The sequence below is a fragment of the Tenacibaculum ovolyticum DSM 18103 genome (assembly GCF_000430545.1).
Lineage (GTDB): Bacteria > Bacteroidota > Bacteroidia > Flavobacteriales > Flavobacteriaceae > Polaribacter > Polaribacter ovolyticus.
Genome location: NZ_AUMF01000008.1, coordinates 75351 through 91664, shown reverse-complemented (window position 1 = coordinate 91664; position 16314 = coordinate 75351). Strand labels below are relative to the sequence as shown.

Here is a 16314-nt window from a genome sequence, read left to right as displayed (position 1 = left end):
GATGCAAAAAGAAGATTGCTTTTATCTTGGCAAAATCGTTAAAAAACATAGTTTTAAGGGAGAGGTAGTTATTAAGTTAGATACTGATGAACCCGATCTTTACGAAAATTTGGAATCAGTTTTTGTCGATTTAGGCAATAATCTGGTTCCTTTTTTTATTGAAAAATCTTCATTAAGTAAAAGTACTATGTTTCGCGTAAAATTTGAAGATGTAGATTCTGAAGCTGATGCAGATGCCATTATGCGATCGGGAATTTATTTACCTTTAAATTTGTTGCCAAAACTTTCTGGAAATAAGTTTTATTATCATGAGGTTATTGGTTTTACTATTGTTGATGTAAATTTTGGCGAAGTAGGAACTTTGGCTTACATAAACGATAAAGCTGCACAACCTTTGTTTGAGATTGAAAATGGAGATAAAGAAATTTTTATCCCTATGATTGATGATTTTATTAAGAAAGTAGACCGAGAAAACAAAATAATAGAAGTTGAAGCTCCAGAAGGATTAATTGAATTATATTTTGAGGAATAGTTTTAATAGGATATTGTTTTTTCTTGATAAAGAATAAACCGTTTTTATAAAATTTTAAAAAAAACCTTGCTGCCTTTTAAAAAGCAACAAGGTTTTTTCATACATCGGGGGGATAGTTTAGTTAGTTGTTTAAATATATAAAGATAAATCGTATTAGGAGTCCGAAATCTTCTGATTTGGACGATTCTGAACTGATTATTTTATCGTATATTCTTGTTTTTTAGCTGTTTGTGTGTTTTTTTGAAGCTCCTTATGGTTTAGATAAACTTAAATTTGTGTCTTTTTTTTAAAGAAAATATTTATTGTTATTGAAAATCAGTGTCTTACTCTTTTTTTGATAAACTTCAGTTTTTTAAATTTAAGTTGTTTTTGTGGCTAAAATAAAAACTACTCACTTGTATATACCCAATAATTACTTGTTTGCATTCTGAATATACCAAGCAAGTATAAAATAAAAATGTACTTTTACGCACCTTAATTTATACCATAAAAAAATGAGTTTATTACAAGAATTGGAAGATAGAAGTGGAAATCAATGCGAGCTATGTGCTTCAAAAGATAATTTATCAATTTACGAAGTGCCACCAATGTCGGTAGGAGGTGTAGATGGGAGTTTGTTGGCTTGTGGTGTTTGTGTAGCGCAAATTGATGATGTAGAAAAAACGGAAGCGAATCACTGGCGTTGTTTAAATGATAGTATGTGGAGTGAGTTTAGGGCTGTAAAAGTTGTTGCATGGAGAATGTTATCTAGACTTCGCAAAGAAGGTTGGCCACAAGATTTATTAGATATGTTGTATTTAGAAGATGACGATTTGCGTTTTGCAAAAGAAAGTGGTGATCATTTAGATGAAAGTGAAAAAATAATTCATAGAGATGCTAATGGAGTTATTTTACAGGCAGGAGATTCTGTAGTGTTAATTAAGGATTTAAAAGTAAAAGGATCAAGTATGGTTGCTAAGCAAGGTACAGCAGTTCGTAGAATTTCTTTAGACCATGAAAATGCTAATTATATTGAAGGAAAGGTAGGGCCTACTCAGATTGTAATTATTACAGATTATGTAAAGAAAATGTCTGAAAAAGAATAGTAATTGAATGATAATATTCTGAAACAAATTCAAAATAACGATAGATACTAAAAAAGGTTGAGTTTTTAAAACTCAACCTTTTTTAGTATCTATTTTTCAGTATTATAAAATACTTTGTAATATTTCATTTTTTTATCTTCATCGTATCCTTGTTCTAAGTAGTCAGAAGAAGCATCAGGAGCATCTACATCAATTTTAATTTGAATATTTGTGTCAAGTTTAATTTCTGTTTTGAACTTGCTTTTTTCCTTCTTTAGTACGGCATCTGAAACTTCAAAATTATTTCGGATTAAAACATCGTTTAAACCTTCAAAATGTTTTTTGTAATCTTCAAACATTCCTTGGTGTTTTTCATCCTCAAAAACTTCTTCTTTAAAACCATGATAATCTACACTTTCATTTTCTTTAAAGTAATCAACAGTGTTTGCTAAAAAGTTACTTTGTTCTTGTTTTCCAAACTCAGGTTTAATAATTTCTTCAGAAAAATCTTTACACATTTCTAAATAGTTTTGTGTATGCAAATTACGATCGTCAGCAAATTTAGCGTTTAAGAAATTCTTAATCCAATATTGCGCATCGTATTGGTTATTATCAACAGATAGTATTACAGTTCCCTCAGTATCTGACGAGTTTACAATTAAACAACCTTTGTCTAATTTTTTAGTTGAAATTCCTTTTTGAACTACTACATCAAAACTATCATCATCTAAATATGTTTGAAGGAAATCTACTTTACTTTCAATCTTAAAAATACCAACAGCCTCTGTTAATACATCTTTGTATTCAATACCTTCAAAATAAACCACTAAAACATCACCTGTTTTTATATTTGCAGAGTTTGATTGCTCATATAAATGATTTACAATATTTTTAGAATGTTCAATGAAAACTTCATTACTGTCATCTTCAAAAATATCAGAAGTATATTTGTTAATTTCGTTTAAGCGAACATCTGCATGGTGATTAAAACGATAGCTTTGCGTTACTGTTCCAAAGTTCTTTAATAAAAAAGGCATCAACAATTCATAACTTTCTTCATCAAAACGAACTAAGCTCTCAGAGAAAGAATTCTGTCCACTATTGTATTTATTAGCTACTTTATGTATAATACATTTATTAATTTCTGCTCGTGTTCTTTTAATCATCTTGTAAAATATTGGAAGACAAAAATAGAGAAACTAAAGTTTTAATTTAAATTGTTCTGGAAGTAATTTAAAAGTCTTGCGATGATACTGAGTTATACCAAATTCTCGAATAGCATTTCTGTGTTCTTTGGTAGGGTAACCTTTGTTTTTTTTCCAATTGTATTGAGGATGCTCTTTATGAATTTTTTCCATGTAGTCATCTCTATATGTTTTTGCTAAAACCGATGCAGCCGCAATACTCATATATTTTGCATCACCTTTTACAATAGTTTCGTGAGGCGTTTCCTTGTAGGGTTTAAATTTATTGCCATCAACAATAATAAATTTAGGTTGTATAGAAAGCTGTTCAATAGAACGATGCATTCCAGTTATCGAGGCTTGTAAAACATTTATCTCGTCAACTTCTTCATGGCTAACAAAAGAAACTGCATAGGCTAAAGCATGTTCTTCGATGTACGGGCGCAATTCTTGTCTCTTTTTTTCTGAAAGCTGTTTAGAATCATTTAATAAATCATGTTTAAAATTTTTAGGTAAAATAACAGCAGCCGCGACTACTGGTCCCGATAAACAACCTCTACCAGCTTCATCTGTTCCTGCTTCTAATGTGTTTCCACTAAAGTTTAATTTCAACATGCTACAAATTAACAGTTTTCAAAGAAATTATTCACAATTTTTGTCGTTTAATTATTTTACTTTTGTAGCTATGAAGAGATTTTTTTTAGTATTTTTTTGTTTGTTAGGTATTCAGATGGTTTATTCTCAGATAAGAACAGTTGATGGGGGTATCGGAATAATTAAAGAAAGGCGAGGTCAAGGGATAGATTCTCTATCTAACGATGAAATTAATGTAAAACTTAGTGGAAAAACAAAGTATACTGATTATAAAATAATATCATTTAAAAATGATACTACAATTGTTGATACTACGCTTACTTTAAAAAAACATTATAAATTTAATTTTTTAAGAAAAGATAATTTTGAATTATTACCGTTTCATAACCAAGGACAAACATTTAATAATTTAGGGTATGATTTTAGTAATATGTCTCAGTTTCCTGATATTGGATTTCGAGCAAAACAATTTGGTTTTTTTGAAATCGAGAATGTAGATTATTACCATGTACCAACACCAACAACAGAAGCTTTTTATAGAACAGGTTTAGAGCAAGGGCAAGCTTTAGATATATTATTTACAACAAATTTTTCGAAACGATTTAACGTAGGGGTTTCTTATAAAGGACTTCGTTCATTAGGGGCTTATAGACGTTCATTAGCGAGTTCGGGTAATTTTAGAATGAGTTTTAGATATGAAAGTCCAAAGGGGCAATATGCTATAAGAGGTCAGGCTGTGAATCAAGATTTTTTAAATCAAGAAAACGGAGGGCTAAAAGACGATTCTTTAATCGCTTTTCTTAATGATGATCCTAATTTTAGTGGAAACAGAGGTCGATTGGATATTAATTTAAATAATGCAGAGAATACTCTTGATGGAAAAAGATTGTATTTTGAGCATACTTTTAAACTAGTGTCAGTAAAAGATAGTTTGCATACTAAAGATTTCTCAAACCTAAAACTAGGTCACTCTTTTACAAGAGATTCTAAATCTTATCGTTTTACCGAAACAGCAGCAACAACAGCTGTTTTTGGAGCAGCGAATTTTACAGGAGCAGTAAATAATAGAACAGATTTCTTATTATATAATAATCAGGTGTTTTTAGATTTTAATTCGAAATATGTATTAGGTAAATTTAGAGTAAAGTCGGGATATACTACTTATAATTATGGATATGAGAACTTACAGAATAGTTTAGTAGGTATCACAAAAAATAAGCTAAAAGGTACTGCTGTTTCGTTTGGAGCGGACTGGAATGGAAAAATAAAAAACTTTTATATAAATGCATCAGCAAATATAACACCTGGTAGTGGAAGGTTGTCTGGAAACAATATTAAGGGAGAAGCTTTTTATAAAAAAGATAGTTTGTTTACGGTGAAAGCGCGATTAGAGATTAATAATAAATTACCAAATTTTAATTTTTTATTACATCAAAGTAATTATAATACTTATAATTGGGAAAATGATTTTGCTTCAGTAGGAACTAGGAATTTAGGAGGAGTTATAGAATCTAAATGGGGAAATGCGTCAGTAGATATTACAAATATTAATAATTACACGTATTTTGATACGAATAGTTTACCAAAACAATTTTCAGGAAGTGTTAATTACTTAAAAGCAAAAATCTCAAAAGAATTTACTTTTGGAAAGTTTGCGTTAGATAATACATTAATGTATCAAAAAGTAGCTAGTGGAAGTGATGTTTTTAGAGTGCCAGAACTTGTAACAAGAAATACATTGTATTATTCTGATAGCTGGTTTAAAGGGAATCCGTTATTTGTACAGATAGGTGCTACATTTAATTATTTTTCTAAGTATAAAGCAAATGCTTATAATCCTTTATTAGCAGAGTTTAGATTGCAAAACGATACAGAAGTTGGTTATCCGACTATTGATTTATTTTTTAACGGAAGAGTGCGTAGAACACGTATTTACTTTAAGGCAGATAACGTGAGTTCTTTTTTCTTGAAAAAGAATTATTTATCTGCACCAAATTATCCTTATAGAGATTTTGTAATTCGTTTTGGAATTGTTTGGAACTGGTTTATATAGTTACAACGTGATAAATAAGGTATAATTCATTTATAGGTGTGAAGCAGCAATTAAGAGAGAATTGGAAATTATTTTTAATAACTAGTTTAACATTAGGTTTAGCTCCTTTTACACTGCCACACATTGTTGGTAAGTTAAATTGGATTCTTGGAGGAGGTGCTTTTTCAGGAGAACAAGCAATGCAGTTTAAAGATTGGTTTGATGTTTTATTACACGGAAGTCCTTGGGTCTTTTTAATAATTTCTATAGTGTTAAATCTTTCTGCATTATTAACAAAAAACGATTCGGTATAGCGCTTTCTTTTTTATCGATGATTATAAACCCTTGACTTTTATAGAAAAATTCAGCACTAGGATCTGCTAATAACGTTAGGTTGCTAGCTTTTAGTTTTAATGCATTTTCAAAGGCATGAATTAATAATTTTTTACCGATTCCCTTTCCAATAAATTCGGGAAGTACAAATAACATTTCTAATTCAATAGATTGTTTTATAGGTTGATTTAATATATAGAATCCTACAGTTTTTTGGTTCTGAATAAATTTGTAAACCAACAATTCTTTAATCATTTTAGGAGTGACTGTTAAATCATTAACCCAACTATTAATTAGTTCGTTAGAATAGCCCCAATACCCTTTAGATTTTAATGCAATATTGGTTAGTAATTCAGAATCTCCTATAGTTGCTTTAGTTATCATAAAAAAAAAGCCTCACTTTTAAAAGTGAGGCTTGGTATTATTTTTTCGAAATTTCTCTAATTTTAAATCTAAATGCGGCGAATAATAAAGTCATAAATGGACTTAGCCAGTTAAACATTGCATAAAAAGCATAATCTATAACAGGTACACCTAGTACTCCTGAATGATATGCACCACAGGTATTCCAAGGAATTAAAACAGATGTTACTGTTCCTGAATCTTCTAAAGTTCTACTTAAATTCTCTGGGGCTAAATTTTTGTCTTTATATGCTTTTGCATACATTTTACCAGGAATTACAATTGCTAGGTATTGATCAGAAGCTGTAAAATTTAATCCAATACAGGTTGCTACAGTACTTGCAAACAATCCAAATATAGAGTCAAACAAACTTAACATAAAACTACTTATTCTTGCTAATGCACCAATAGCATCCATGATTCCACCAAAAACCATTGCTAATAAAATTAACCATACAGTTCCAAGCATTTTTTTCATACCTCCAGCAGTAAATAAGTCTTTTAAAACTTCATTATCAGTAGGAACAGATGTTTCTACTGTAATTGCTTGCATAACACCTTTGTACGCTGAGTTAAAATCTAAAGTTTTTACACCAGCAATTTGTGCTACCACGTTTGGTTGAAAAATTAAAGCGAAAACTCCTGCTAAAAGGGTTCCTCCTAGTAAAGCAATTAAAGGCGGTGTTTTTTTTATGATTAAAACAATTACTAGTGCAGGTACTAAAAACAACCAAGGAGTAATGTTAAAGGCTTTATCAATGTCAATAAGTATACTTTGTGTGTTGGCTTCACCCGTAGTTGTTTGTGAGAAGCCTAATATTATAAAAAATAACATTGTAACTGCAAAAGTAGGAATTGTAGTATATGTCATGTAGCGTATGTGGGTAAATAAATCTGTACCAGCCATTGCGGGTGCTAGGTTTGTTGTATCAGACATTGGAGACATTTTATCTCCAAAATAAGCACCAGATAAAACAGCTCCAGCGGTCATACCTAATGAAATACCTAAAGCTTCTCCAATACCAATTAATGCAATACCTACCGTTGCAGAAGTAGTCCAAGAACTTCCTGTAGCAATAGATATTATAGCACAAATAATTAAACAAGCTGCTAAAAAGATGGTTGGGTTTAAGATTTGTAATCCGTAATAAATCATTGAAGGAATAATACCACTAATTAACCAAGTACCAGCTAAAGAGCCAACCATTAGTAATATTAAAATGGCTCCGGCAGTTGATTTTATATTCTCAGCAACCTCTTCCATCATTCGTTCGTAAGAAACTTTATTTTTAAATCCTACAATAGCAGCAACAGCACCACCTAGCAATAAAATAAATTGATTACTACCACTTAGTGCATCATCTCCGTATACAAAAACATTATAAGCTAGCATTGTTATTAAGGCAAATACAGGAATTAAAGCTTCCCAAATATTTAACTCCTTATTCTCAATAATTTTTTGATCATCTATCTTAATTTCAGAGATGTTTTTTTCGTCTTGCATTATGTAGTATTTTTCGGTTTGTAATGTTACGATTTTGTATAGGATTATACAAGTAGAAACTGTTTAGTACTTTTGCAAGCTATGGATTCATTAACTCAAATTGTTTTAGGGGCTGCTTGTGGTGAGTTAGCACTCGGAAAAAAGATTGGAAACAAAGCTTTATTGTTTGGTGCAATAGGTGGTACTATACCCGATTTAGACGTGTTTGTTGGTAAAATATTGTATGGAAATGAAATTGATGCAATGGCTTTTCATCGTGGGTTTATGCATGCTATTCTCTTTGCAGTTTTAGGGTCTTTTCTTTTTGGATGGATCACTTTTAAACTTTATAATAGGAAAAAACGAAAAGGAACAACAACGCTAAAAGGTTGGATTTGGCTTTATTTTTTATCCATATTCACACATCCTATTTTAGATAGTTTTACACCTTACGGTACACAATTGTTTTTGCCTTTTTCTGATTATAGAGTTGCTTTTAACAACATTTCGGTAGTAGATCCTTTATACACATTACCTTTTTTAGTTTGCTTAGTTATAGCGATGTTTTATAAAAGACAACAAACAAGAAGAAGCACTTGGGTAAAGGTTGGAATTTATATTAGTTCTGCATACATGTTATTTACTATAGGAAACAAAATTTATGTTGATACTGTTTTTAAGAAATCATTTGATGCAGAAAATATTTCTTACAATCGATTTTCTACCCAGCCAACAATAATGAATAATATTTTATGGTATGGAATTGCTGAAACTGAAAAAGATTATAAAGTAGGTTTTTACTCTTTGCTTGATTCTAAAGCTAAATTAGATACTATTTTAACGATTCCTAAGAGACGTGATTTATTAGATGTTACTCATGCTGATATAAAAACGTTAACATGGTTTAGTAATGGCTATTATAACTTGATGCCGATGGATAGTTCAAAGAATGTTCAGTATTTAGACTTACGTTACCCTTTATTAAATCCAAAAGATATAGGAAGTTCTATATTTCGTTTTGAATTAAAAAAAGATGAGAATCGTTGGGATATGGCTCCATTTTCAGGTAATCGTCCCTCAAAAGAAGATTTAAAAGCGTTTTCAAAGCGATTTTGGGGAATTTAATGAATTCCCCAAGGTTTTTTATTGAGTGTAAGTGATGATACATTCTCTTAAATGAGATGTCTTTGTAAAACACCAACTTCTAGCATGCATGATTTCATTGTATTATATGTTCTCTCAATATCATTGTCTAAACCAATAGAAAAACGAATTAAGCCATTTGTTAACCCCATTTCTGCTTGTTCATCTTCAGGTATTTCAGATGAAGTTGAGGTTCCAGGAGCAGAGAATAATGTTTTGTAAAAACCTAGACTAACGGCTAAATACCCTACATTTTTTTCTTGTAGTAATTCCATTAACTTATTCGCTTTATTTAAAGAGCCTGCATCAATAGTTAATATCCCTCCAAAACCATATTCATGATTCATTATCGATTTATAAATTTCATGAGATGGGTGTGACGCTAGTCCTGGGTATACTATTTTTAATCCGTTAGATTCAAATTTTTCAGCTAAAAAAGTAGCATTTTTACTATGTTGTTTTATTCGAATATGCAGAGTTCTCATGTTTTTTAAGATAGAAGAAGAACGCAAAGAATCCATAGAAGAACCTAACAGCATACTAGCTCCATCAATCACACTTTTTTGTGAGTTTATAAAATCAGCACTAGCACAAACAACGCCTCCCATGGTATCAGAAGAACCGTTAATAAATTTTGTTAAACTATGAATTACAATATCTGCTCCTAACTTTATTGGAGAAATTGATAAAGGCGAAAAAGTATTATCAACCACTAACTTTAAAGAATATTTTTTAGCTAAAGCAGCCAATCCTTTTATGTCAGCTACTTCTAATAATGGATTACTAACAGTTTCACAATAAATCATTTTCGTGTTTTTAGTAATTGCAGCTTCTACAATATCTAGTTTTGTAATATTAACAAAAGATGTTTGCAGTCCCATTCTAGGAGTAAAATTTTTTAAAAAAGCATAAGTACCTCCGTAAATAGTTCTGCTAGATACAATATGGTCACCAGCGCCACATATTTGCAATATAGTTGCTGTAATTGAGCCCATACCAGTACCTGAAACATTCGCTGTTTCTGTACCTTCCATAGCGGCTAAAGCTTCACTTAAGTATAAATTTGAAGGTGATGTGTGACGGGAGTATAAATAGCAACCATCGGTATTTCCTTCAAAAGTATCAAACATTGTTTTTGCCTTTATAAAAGTATAGGTAGACGAATCAGAGATAGAAGGGTTAACTCCGCCGAATTCGCCAAAATATTGTAAATCTTGAATGTCGTTAGCTGGTTTAAAATCCATAAATAAAAATGTTTAGTTTGTAACAATAAAGCACTTGTTTTTTTAATTATAAATCAAGTAAAATATTTATTTATAGATTAATTTTCTTTAAATTTGATTTATTGTAGTTTTTATAATTGCAATTAAGCTATTTGTGTTTAATAAAGTGTAAGATTTTCAGATGAAATTAGATAAGATTGATAAGAAACTTTTAGGATTGCTTCAAAAAGATAGTAAACAAACGACAAAACAGCTGTCTTTACATTTAGATTTATCGGTAACTGCTGTTTATGAGCGAGTTAAAAAATTGGAGAGAGAGGAGGTGATAACAGAATATGTAGCGTTATTAAATAAGAATAAAATTGATAAATCCTTTTTAGTGTTCTGTCATATAAAACTAGAAAAACACACTAAAGAGTATATTGTGGTTTTTGAAAAAGAAATTAATAAGTTAGAAGAAGTAACAGAATGTTTTCATGTAAGTGGAGATTATGATTATATATTAAAAATATACGTAAAAGATATGGATGAGTATCGTGAATTTATGGTAAATAAATTAACGGCGCTAAAGCATATTGGAAGTACTCATAGTACTTTTACTATAGGAGAGGTTAAGAATTCAAACGTAATAGCTTTATAAAATGTCTTGTTGGTTTTTAAAAAAGCTATCTGCTTGATTTTTTAATAGGTTACGAGCTATTTTTTGTTTGTAATTGTATAGTTCTTCTTCCGTTTTTAGATCAGAATAAACCTTATTATTTATATCAACATCTGTTTGTAAAATTGCTTCACGCTGATGTACTTGTTGTTGAATCCATGTTTTTATAATTGACTCTTGATTTTCTAATTTAAAATCATATTCACTTTTCGAACTGATTAATTTAGAGAAGATAGGAGCCGTTTCAATTGCTAAGAATAACAAGAAGATAAAGAAAGAAGGTAGCCATGGTAATGTATTTAAGGCATTAATTCTAGCCATTAAACCATCAAAGTTTGAAATAACAGGTTGTGTTTTGGTTTCTGTTAACTTTTGCTTTTCATTTAAATCAGTAATAGCGCCTTCTTTTAGCGTAATTTTTTCTGTATTTTCTTTTTTAAGTTGATTAAAATCTGCGAGGGAGGCATCATGTTTGGCTCTTTTTTCTTTATAAACAGGTCCTTTGCCTAATCGTTTGGTACCTTTTCTGCCCTCGGCTTCTGCAATATATGTTTCGTAGAGTTTGTTAGTTTCGTTTTCTTTAGCAGTTATTTCATCTTTTAAGGTTGAAATTTCTGTAGTTAATTTTGTTATTTCGGGTGTAAATTGCTGAGCTATTTGTGTTTTGTTATCAAGTGTCATTTGATTTTTCTCAGTTAACAATACTTGATTTATTTCTTTTTCAAAAATCTTTAATTCTAATGGTTTTGATATCACCACGGCAATAATAAAGGCTAAAATTAATCGAGGAACGACTTGTGCTATTTCTTGTCGTTTTGAAGCTCTTTTTTTAATAGTAGAAACTATAAATCTATCTAAGTTAAAGATTAAAAGTCCCCAGATAAAACCAAAAAAGATAGAAGTGTATATGTTGTCAAAAACAGTATATAAAGCATAGCTACAAGCAATGGTGGCCATTAATGCAGTAAAAAATATTGTAGCACCTATGCCTGCGTATTTATTTTGTTCACCGTTAGAGCAATCTTTAATTAATACCAAGTCTACTCCAGAACAAATGAGGAAAAATTGTTTTAACATACAGCCGATTATATATAGTAAGAACGAATTTATAAGGGAAATGTTACAAAAAAAGCCTCAATTAAGAGGCTTTTAACAAAAATAGAGGTTTTTAAAATTGTTTTTAGTGAATGAAAATATGTAAATACTGGCTCTTTTTAAATATTAGAAGAGGCTGACTGTTAATCGCTATTATTCCTTATTTTTTATAACCTTTAGATGTAAGTTTAATTACTTCTTTATTTGTGTTAAGTTGTGTAAGTACACTTAGCTCTTTTTCTTTTTCCGCTATTCTTAGAATTTTTTTATAACCAACTTTTTTATCATTGTAATAATAAGTAGCATTAGGGTATTTTGAAACTAAATCAAAAGCACAAACAGCGTGAGGTGGAGGCGGAATATTTGATTTTACCCCTTTTTTTACCATAGGTGATGGAGGTGGCGGAATATTAGAAATATCATTTTTTTTAACCACAGGGAAATTAGCTCCAGGAGGCGGAGGGATGTTGTTCTCTTTAAAAGAGGCTACAACCTTATTGTCTTTGTATACTTTACTAATATTTTGATTAGGTATAACCTTATCAGATTTGGTTTGTTTCGCATTGAGTATTTTACCACTCTTTGTTACTATTTGCCCGTGTTTATTATAATAAGTTGTTCCCTTTTTATTTTTAACATAGTAAAGCGTGCTACCTTTCTTTTCGTGAAAACCAGTTTTTGGTGGAAGTGGTATTAACGAGTCTTTTTTACTTACTACATACTTGTTTTCTAGTGGTGAAATTTTAGTTTTTTCATCTGTAGTATTTTCTACAATTTTTTTTGTTATTTCATTTGCTTCAATTCTATTAGCAAACAGAAAAATAGTTACAACTAATACTGGTATTACAGCCAGTTTTTTTATCGCTACTTTTGTGCGAGAACTTTGTTTTGTCATCATTAATAATCTTTTTTTAGTTAATAAATAATTCAAATTACTGGCCAAGTAATATTCGTTGTTCCAAGCAGTTTTATTTAATAGTAAATATTGATACTCAGAAATGTTTTTATGATTAGCGATAACTTTAGTATCTGCTAGAAATTCGTGATTTAATTGTATTGTTTTTTTTAAGAAATAGAATATGGGATTAAACCAAAAAATGATTTTTAAAAATTCAACTAATAGCACATCAAATGTGTGTTTCTGTGAGGCATGCGTTAATTCATGTGTAAATAATTCTTCTTCAATTTTTTGAGCATAATATGCCTCTTTATTAATAAAAATATAATTCCAAAAGGTATGCGGACTAATAGCGTCATCAACTAAAACTAATGTTGCTTTTTTATGCTTTAGTATAGGGTTTCTCTTTGTTTTTTGATAAATAGAAATGATATTTTTTATAAAGCGAATTAATAATATACTTGATATAAAAATTGATAGGTATATAAAATAACTCCAATAACTTATCGGGGTTTCAACAGTTTCATAAATAAAAGCATTAGTTACTGTTGTTTGTACAGTACCTATAATTTCAAGAGGAACTTTCGTGTATATTATAAATAAGGGAGCTAAAAATGAAAATAACATACTTCCTAACAAATAAAATCGATTAAAATGGTGCATTTTTTCACGTTCTAATACCAAATGGTAAAAGATAAGCAGTAATGCTAAACAGACTCCAGATTTTAAGAAATACGCCACCATTATTGTTGTTTTTTAATTTGATTTTCAATAATTTCTTTTAAACTTTCTAATTCTTTTGTAGATAAATTGGTTTCTTTCGTGAAAAACGAAGCAAACTGACTTGCAGAATCGTTAAAGAAGTTTTTAATCAACCCATTTACATGTTTAGAAAAATAATCTGATTTTTTTACTATTGGAAAATATTCTCTAGATTTTCCGAATAACTTATAATCTATAAAACCTTTACCATTCATTCTTTTTAATAAAGTAGCTACAGTTGTTGTTGCTGGTTTTGGTTCTGGAAACTCCGCTAATAAATCTTTCATAAAAGCTTTTTCTAGCTTCCATAATAATTGCATTACTTGTTCTTCACTTTTTGTTAACTGCATTTCTAAATAATTTAAACTCTACTCTACAAATGTAGAGTTAATATTTTAATTCTACAAGTGTAGAGCATTTGAAATAAGCAAAAAAAAATAGCCTTGAAGTTAAATCAAGGCTATTTAATATTATTAAAAGAGTTGTATTATTTTGATAATTCAGTGAAATATTTATAAAAATGAGGAATCGTTTCAATTCCTTTTAAATAATTCCAAACCCCAAAATGTTCGTTAGGTGAGTGAATAGCATCAGAATCTAATCCGAATCCCATTAATATAACTTTACTTTTTAATTCTTTTTCAAATAAAGCAACAATAGGAATACTTCCTCCACTTCTTTGTGGTATTGGTGTTTTACCAAAAGTATCTTGGTATGCTTTACTTGCAGCTTTGTAACCTATATTATCAATTGGTGTAACATAACCTTGTCCGCCGTGATGTGGAGTTACCTTTACAGTAACACCTTTTGGAGCGATACTTTCGAAGTGATTTTTAAATAAATCGGTAATATCATTACAATCTTGATTCGGAACTAAACGCATCGAAATTTTAGCATATGCTTTAGAAGCAATTACAGTTTTAGCACCTTCACCAGTATAGCCACCCCAAATTCCGTTTACATCTAAAGTAGGTCTAATAGAGTTACGTTCGTTTGTTGTGTATCCTGCTTCACCATAAACTGAGTTTATGTCTAATGCTTTTTCATAATTTTCTAAAGAAAAAGGTGCTTTTGCCATTTCAGCTCTTTCCTCTAAAGATAATTCTTCTACATTATCGTAAAAACCAGGAATGGTAATATGATTGTTTTCATCATGTAATGAAGCAATCATTTTTGTTAATACATTAATAGGGTTTGCAACAGCACCACCATATAAACCAGAATGTAAATCTCTATTTGGTCCGGTAACCTCAACCTCAACATAACTTAAACCTCTTAATCCTGTTGTAATAGATGGAATGTCGTTTGCAATCATTCCAGTATCAGAAATTAAAATAACATCATTGGCTAATTTTTCTATGTTTCTAGGTACAAACCAACTTAAGCTTTCAGATCCAACTTCTTCTTCACCTTCAATCATAAATTTTACATTACAAGGTAGGTTTCCTGTAGCGGTCATATATTCCATGGCCTTTACATGCATGTACATTTGCCCTTTATCATCACAAGCACCACGCGCAAAAATTGCACCTTCAGGATGAACTTCTGTTTTTTTAATTACAGGTTCAAAAGGAGGAGAGGTCCATAATTCAATCGGATCAGCAGGTTGTACATCGTAATGTCCATACACTAAAACGGTTGGTAGGTTAGGATCTATTATTTTTTCTCCATAAACAATAGGATATCCAGGAGTTTCACAAATCTCTACTTTATCGCAGCCTGCTTTTTCTAAACTATTTTTAACAGCATCCGCAGTATTCAATACATCTTTTTTATAAGCAGCATCTGCACTTACAGAAGGTATTTTTAATAATTCGACAAGCTCGTTTATAAATCGATCTTTATGTTGTGCAATATATTCTTGAACGTTTTTCATGTATAGTATATTAATGTGCATCAAAAATAATAAAAAAAATATGCTTCTTCTTTGTAGTTTGGAACTATTGTGTATATTTGCAGCCACAATTAAATTTGTATGCGGGCGTGGTGGAATTGGTAGACACGCTAGACTTAGGATCTAGTGCCGCAAGGTGTGAGAGTTCGAGTCTCTCTGCCCGTACAAAGTTTAAATAGCAAAACCTTAACTAGCAATTAGTTAAGGTTTTTTGTTGTTTGTAAAAAAAGGTGTTTTTATTAATTTCTACCAGCCATTACACCTCCGTCAATATCCCAAATGGCACCAGTAACCCAAGACGCTTTTTCTGAAAGTAGAAATAAAATACTATTAGAAACATCGGCAGGTGTTCCGTTTCTTCCAGCAGGATGAAAGTTATTAAAACCTTCTAGTGCTTTTTCTGCTTCTTCTTTTCCTCCAAAAACGCCGTGATAAACAGGAGTGTTTACAACTGCTGGAGATACAGCATTCACTCTAATGTTATCGTCTGCTAATTCCATTGCTAAATGTTGCGTTAAAGAATGTAAACCTGCTTTTTGCATTGAGTAAGCAGATGATGGAGTTGCTTTTACCGCTTGTTTTGCCCACATAGAGCCTACATTTACGATAGCCCCTCCTTTGGTGGCTTTCATTTTTTTAGCAGCACTCTGCGTAATAAAAAAGAAACCTCTGTTTAAATCTAAGTACGAATTGTAATCTTCAACGGTGTGCTCTAAAAACGGTTTTGGACCAAAAATACCAGATGCATTTACTAAATAATCTAAGTTGTTTAATGCTTCAATTTCTGAAATCAATGTATTTACTTCTTCTGTGTTAGAAATATTTACTGTGTGCTTAATTAAATTATCAGCGTCAGCTACTTTATTTACATTTCTACCAACAATATGTACAGTTGCTCCGTTTTCTAATAAAGCATTTGTTGTTGCGTTTCCAATACCACTTGTACCGCCAATTACTAAAGCTACTTTTTTATCGAATTCTTTCATTTTTTAAATTATTTAATTACTATACTATTTA

The 16314-nt window shown here is 30.4% G+C and carries 16 protein-coding genes and 1 tRNA gene; 7 read left to right on the top strand and 10 right to left on the bottom strand.

Annotation, left to right across the window (positions count from 1 at the left end; translation table 11 throughout):
• The first annotated feature begins 1 nt into the window (after position 1).
• Both rimM and H518_RS0100385 read left to right on the top strand, forming a co-directional pair.
• Complete coding sequence (rimM, locus tag H518_RS0100390) at positions 2-532, top strand: ribosome maturation factor RimM (RefSeq protein WP_028887230.1); 531 nt, start codon at positions 2-4, stop codon at positions 530-532.
• A gap of 494 nt (positions 533-1026) precedes the next feature.
• The gene (locus tag H518_RS0100385; protein WP_028887229.1) at positions 1027-1617 is read left to right on the top strand and encodes a PhnA domain-containing protein; all 591 of its coding nucleotides are present in this window, start codon (positions 1027-1029) and stop codon (positions 1615-1617) included.
• Between the two features lie 89 nt (positions 1618-1706).
• On the opposite strand, the gene H518_RS0100380 is transcribed toward H518_RS0100385, so the two are convergent.
• Entirely contained in the window at positions 1707-2762 is a 1056-nt protein-coding gene (locus tag H518_RS0100380) for a nucleoid-associated protein (protein ID WP_028887228.1), read from the bottom strand.
• Positions 2763-2795: 33 nt separating this feature from the next.
• Positions 2796-3395 (bottom strand): ribonuclease HII, encoded by a 600-nt coding sequence (locus tag H518_RS0100375; RefSeq protein WP_028887227.1) that lies wholly within the window; start codon positions 3393-3395, stop codon positions 2796-2798.
• Between the two features lie 70 nt (positions 3396-3465).
• On the opposite strand from H518_RS0100375, the gene H518_RS0100370 reads away from it, so the two are divergent.
• Positions 3466-5427, top strand: a complete 1962-nt coding sequence (locus H518_RS0100370; RefSeq protein WP_028887226.1) for a putative porin — start codon at positions 3466-3468, stop codon at positions 5425-5427.
• A 38-nt stretch (positions 5428-5465) separates the two neighbouring features.
• Positions 5466-5720, top strand: a complete 255-nt coding sequence (locus H518_RS0100365) for a hypothetical protein (protein ID WP_028887225.1) — start codon at positions 5466-5468, stop codon at positions 5718-5720.
• Here H518_RS0100365 and H518_RS0100360 read toward each other — a convergent pair.
• Together H518_RS0100360 and nhaC are read right to left on the bottom strand one after the other, a co-directional pair.
• Positions 5671-6123: a GNAT family N-acetyltransferase gene (locus H518_RS0100360; protein WP_028887224.1), complete on the bottom strand. Its 453-nt coding sequence runs from the start codon at positions 6121-6123 to the stop codon at positions 5671-5673. The two genes, H518_RS0100365 and H518_RS0100360, sit on opposite strands and share 50 nt — an antisense overlap.
• Positions 6124-6160: 37 nt before the next feature.
• The gene (gene nhaC, locus H518_RS0100355; RefSeq protein ID WP_028887223.1) at positions 6161-7645 is read right to left on the bottom strand and encodes a Na+/H+ antiporter NhaC; all 1485 of its coding nucleotides are present in this window, start codon (positions 7643-7645) and stop codon (positions 6161-6163) included.
• 81 nt (positions 7646-7726) lie between these two features.
• Here nhaC and H518_RS0100350 point away from each other — a divergent pair, with 81 nt between their 5' ends.
• The gene (locus H518_RS0100350) at positions 7727-8749 is read left to right on the top strand and encodes a metal-dependent hydrolase (protein WP_028887222.1); all 1023 of its coding nucleotides are present in this window, start codon (positions 7727-7729) and stop codon (positions 8747-8749) included.
• A 47-nt stretch (positions 8750-8796) separates the two neighbouring features.
• On the opposite strand, the gene H518_RS0100345 is transcribed toward H518_RS0100350, so the two are convergent.
• The gene (locus tag H518_RS0100345; RefSeq protein ID WP_028887221.1) at positions 8797-10011 is read right to left on the bottom strand and encodes an aminotransferase class I/II-fold pyridoxal phosphate-dependent enzyme; all 1215 of its coding nucleotides are present in this window, start codon (positions 10009-10011) and stop codon (positions 8797-8799) included.
• A 160-nt stretch (positions 10012-10171) separates the two neighbouring features.
• Here H518_RS0100345 and H518_RS0100340 point away from each other — a divergent pair, with 160 nt between their 5' ends.
• A complete protein-coding gene (locus H518_RS0100340) occupies positions 10172-10630 on the top strand; it encodes an Lrp/AsnC family transcriptional regulator (RefSeq protein WP_028887220.1) in 459 nt (152 codons plus the stop codon).
• Here the strand turns inward: H518_RS0100340 and H518_RS0100335 are convergent.
• The 4 genes from H518_RS0100335 to H518_RS0100320 form a co-directional block, all read right to left on the bottom strand.
• The gene (locus H518_RS0100335) at positions 10625-11725 is read right to left on the bottom strand and encodes a DUF4407 domain-containing protein (protein WP_028887219.1); all 1101 of its coding nucleotides are present in this window, start codon (positions 11723-11725) and stop codon (positions 10625-10627) included. The genes H518_RS0100340 and H518_RS0100335 overlap by 6 nt on opposite strands.
• A gap of 178 nt (positions 11726-11903) precedes the next feature.
• Positions 11904-13385: a M56 family metallopeptidase gene (locus tag H518_RS20285; RefSeq protein WP_051263606.1), complete on the bottom strand. Its 1482-nt coding sequence runs from the start codon at positions 13383-13385 to the stop codon at positions 11904-11906.
• A complete protein-coding gene (locus tag H518_RS0100325; RefSeq protein WP_028887218.1) occupies positions 13385-13753 on the bottom strand; it encodes a BlaI/MecI/CopY family transcriptional regulator in 369 nt (122 codons plus the stop codon). The genes H518_RS20285 and H518_RS0100325 overlap by 1 nt, the downstream gene beginning before the upstream one ends.
• Positions 13754-13890: 137 nt before the next feature.
• Complete coding sequence (locus H518_RS0100320; RefSeq protein ID WP_028887217.1) at positions 13891-15279, bottom strand: dipeptidase; 1389 nt, start codon at positions 15277-15279, stop codon at positions 13891-13893.
• Positions 15280-15380: 101 nt separating this feature from the next.
• Between H518_RS0100320 and H518_RS0100315 the strand changes: the two genes are divergently transcribed.
• Positions 15381-15462 (top strand) — tRNA-Leu (locus H518_RS0100315).
• Between the two features lie 74 nt (positions 15463-15536).
• Here the strand turns inward: H518_RS0100315 and H518_RS0100310 are convergent.
• Positions 15537-16283, bottom strand: coding sequence for an SDR family NAD(P)-dependent oxidoreductase (locus H518_RS0100310; protein ID WP_028887216.1), 747 nt, complete (start codon positions 16281-16283; stop codon positions 15537-15539).
• Positions 16284-16314 lie beyond the last annotated feature (31 nt).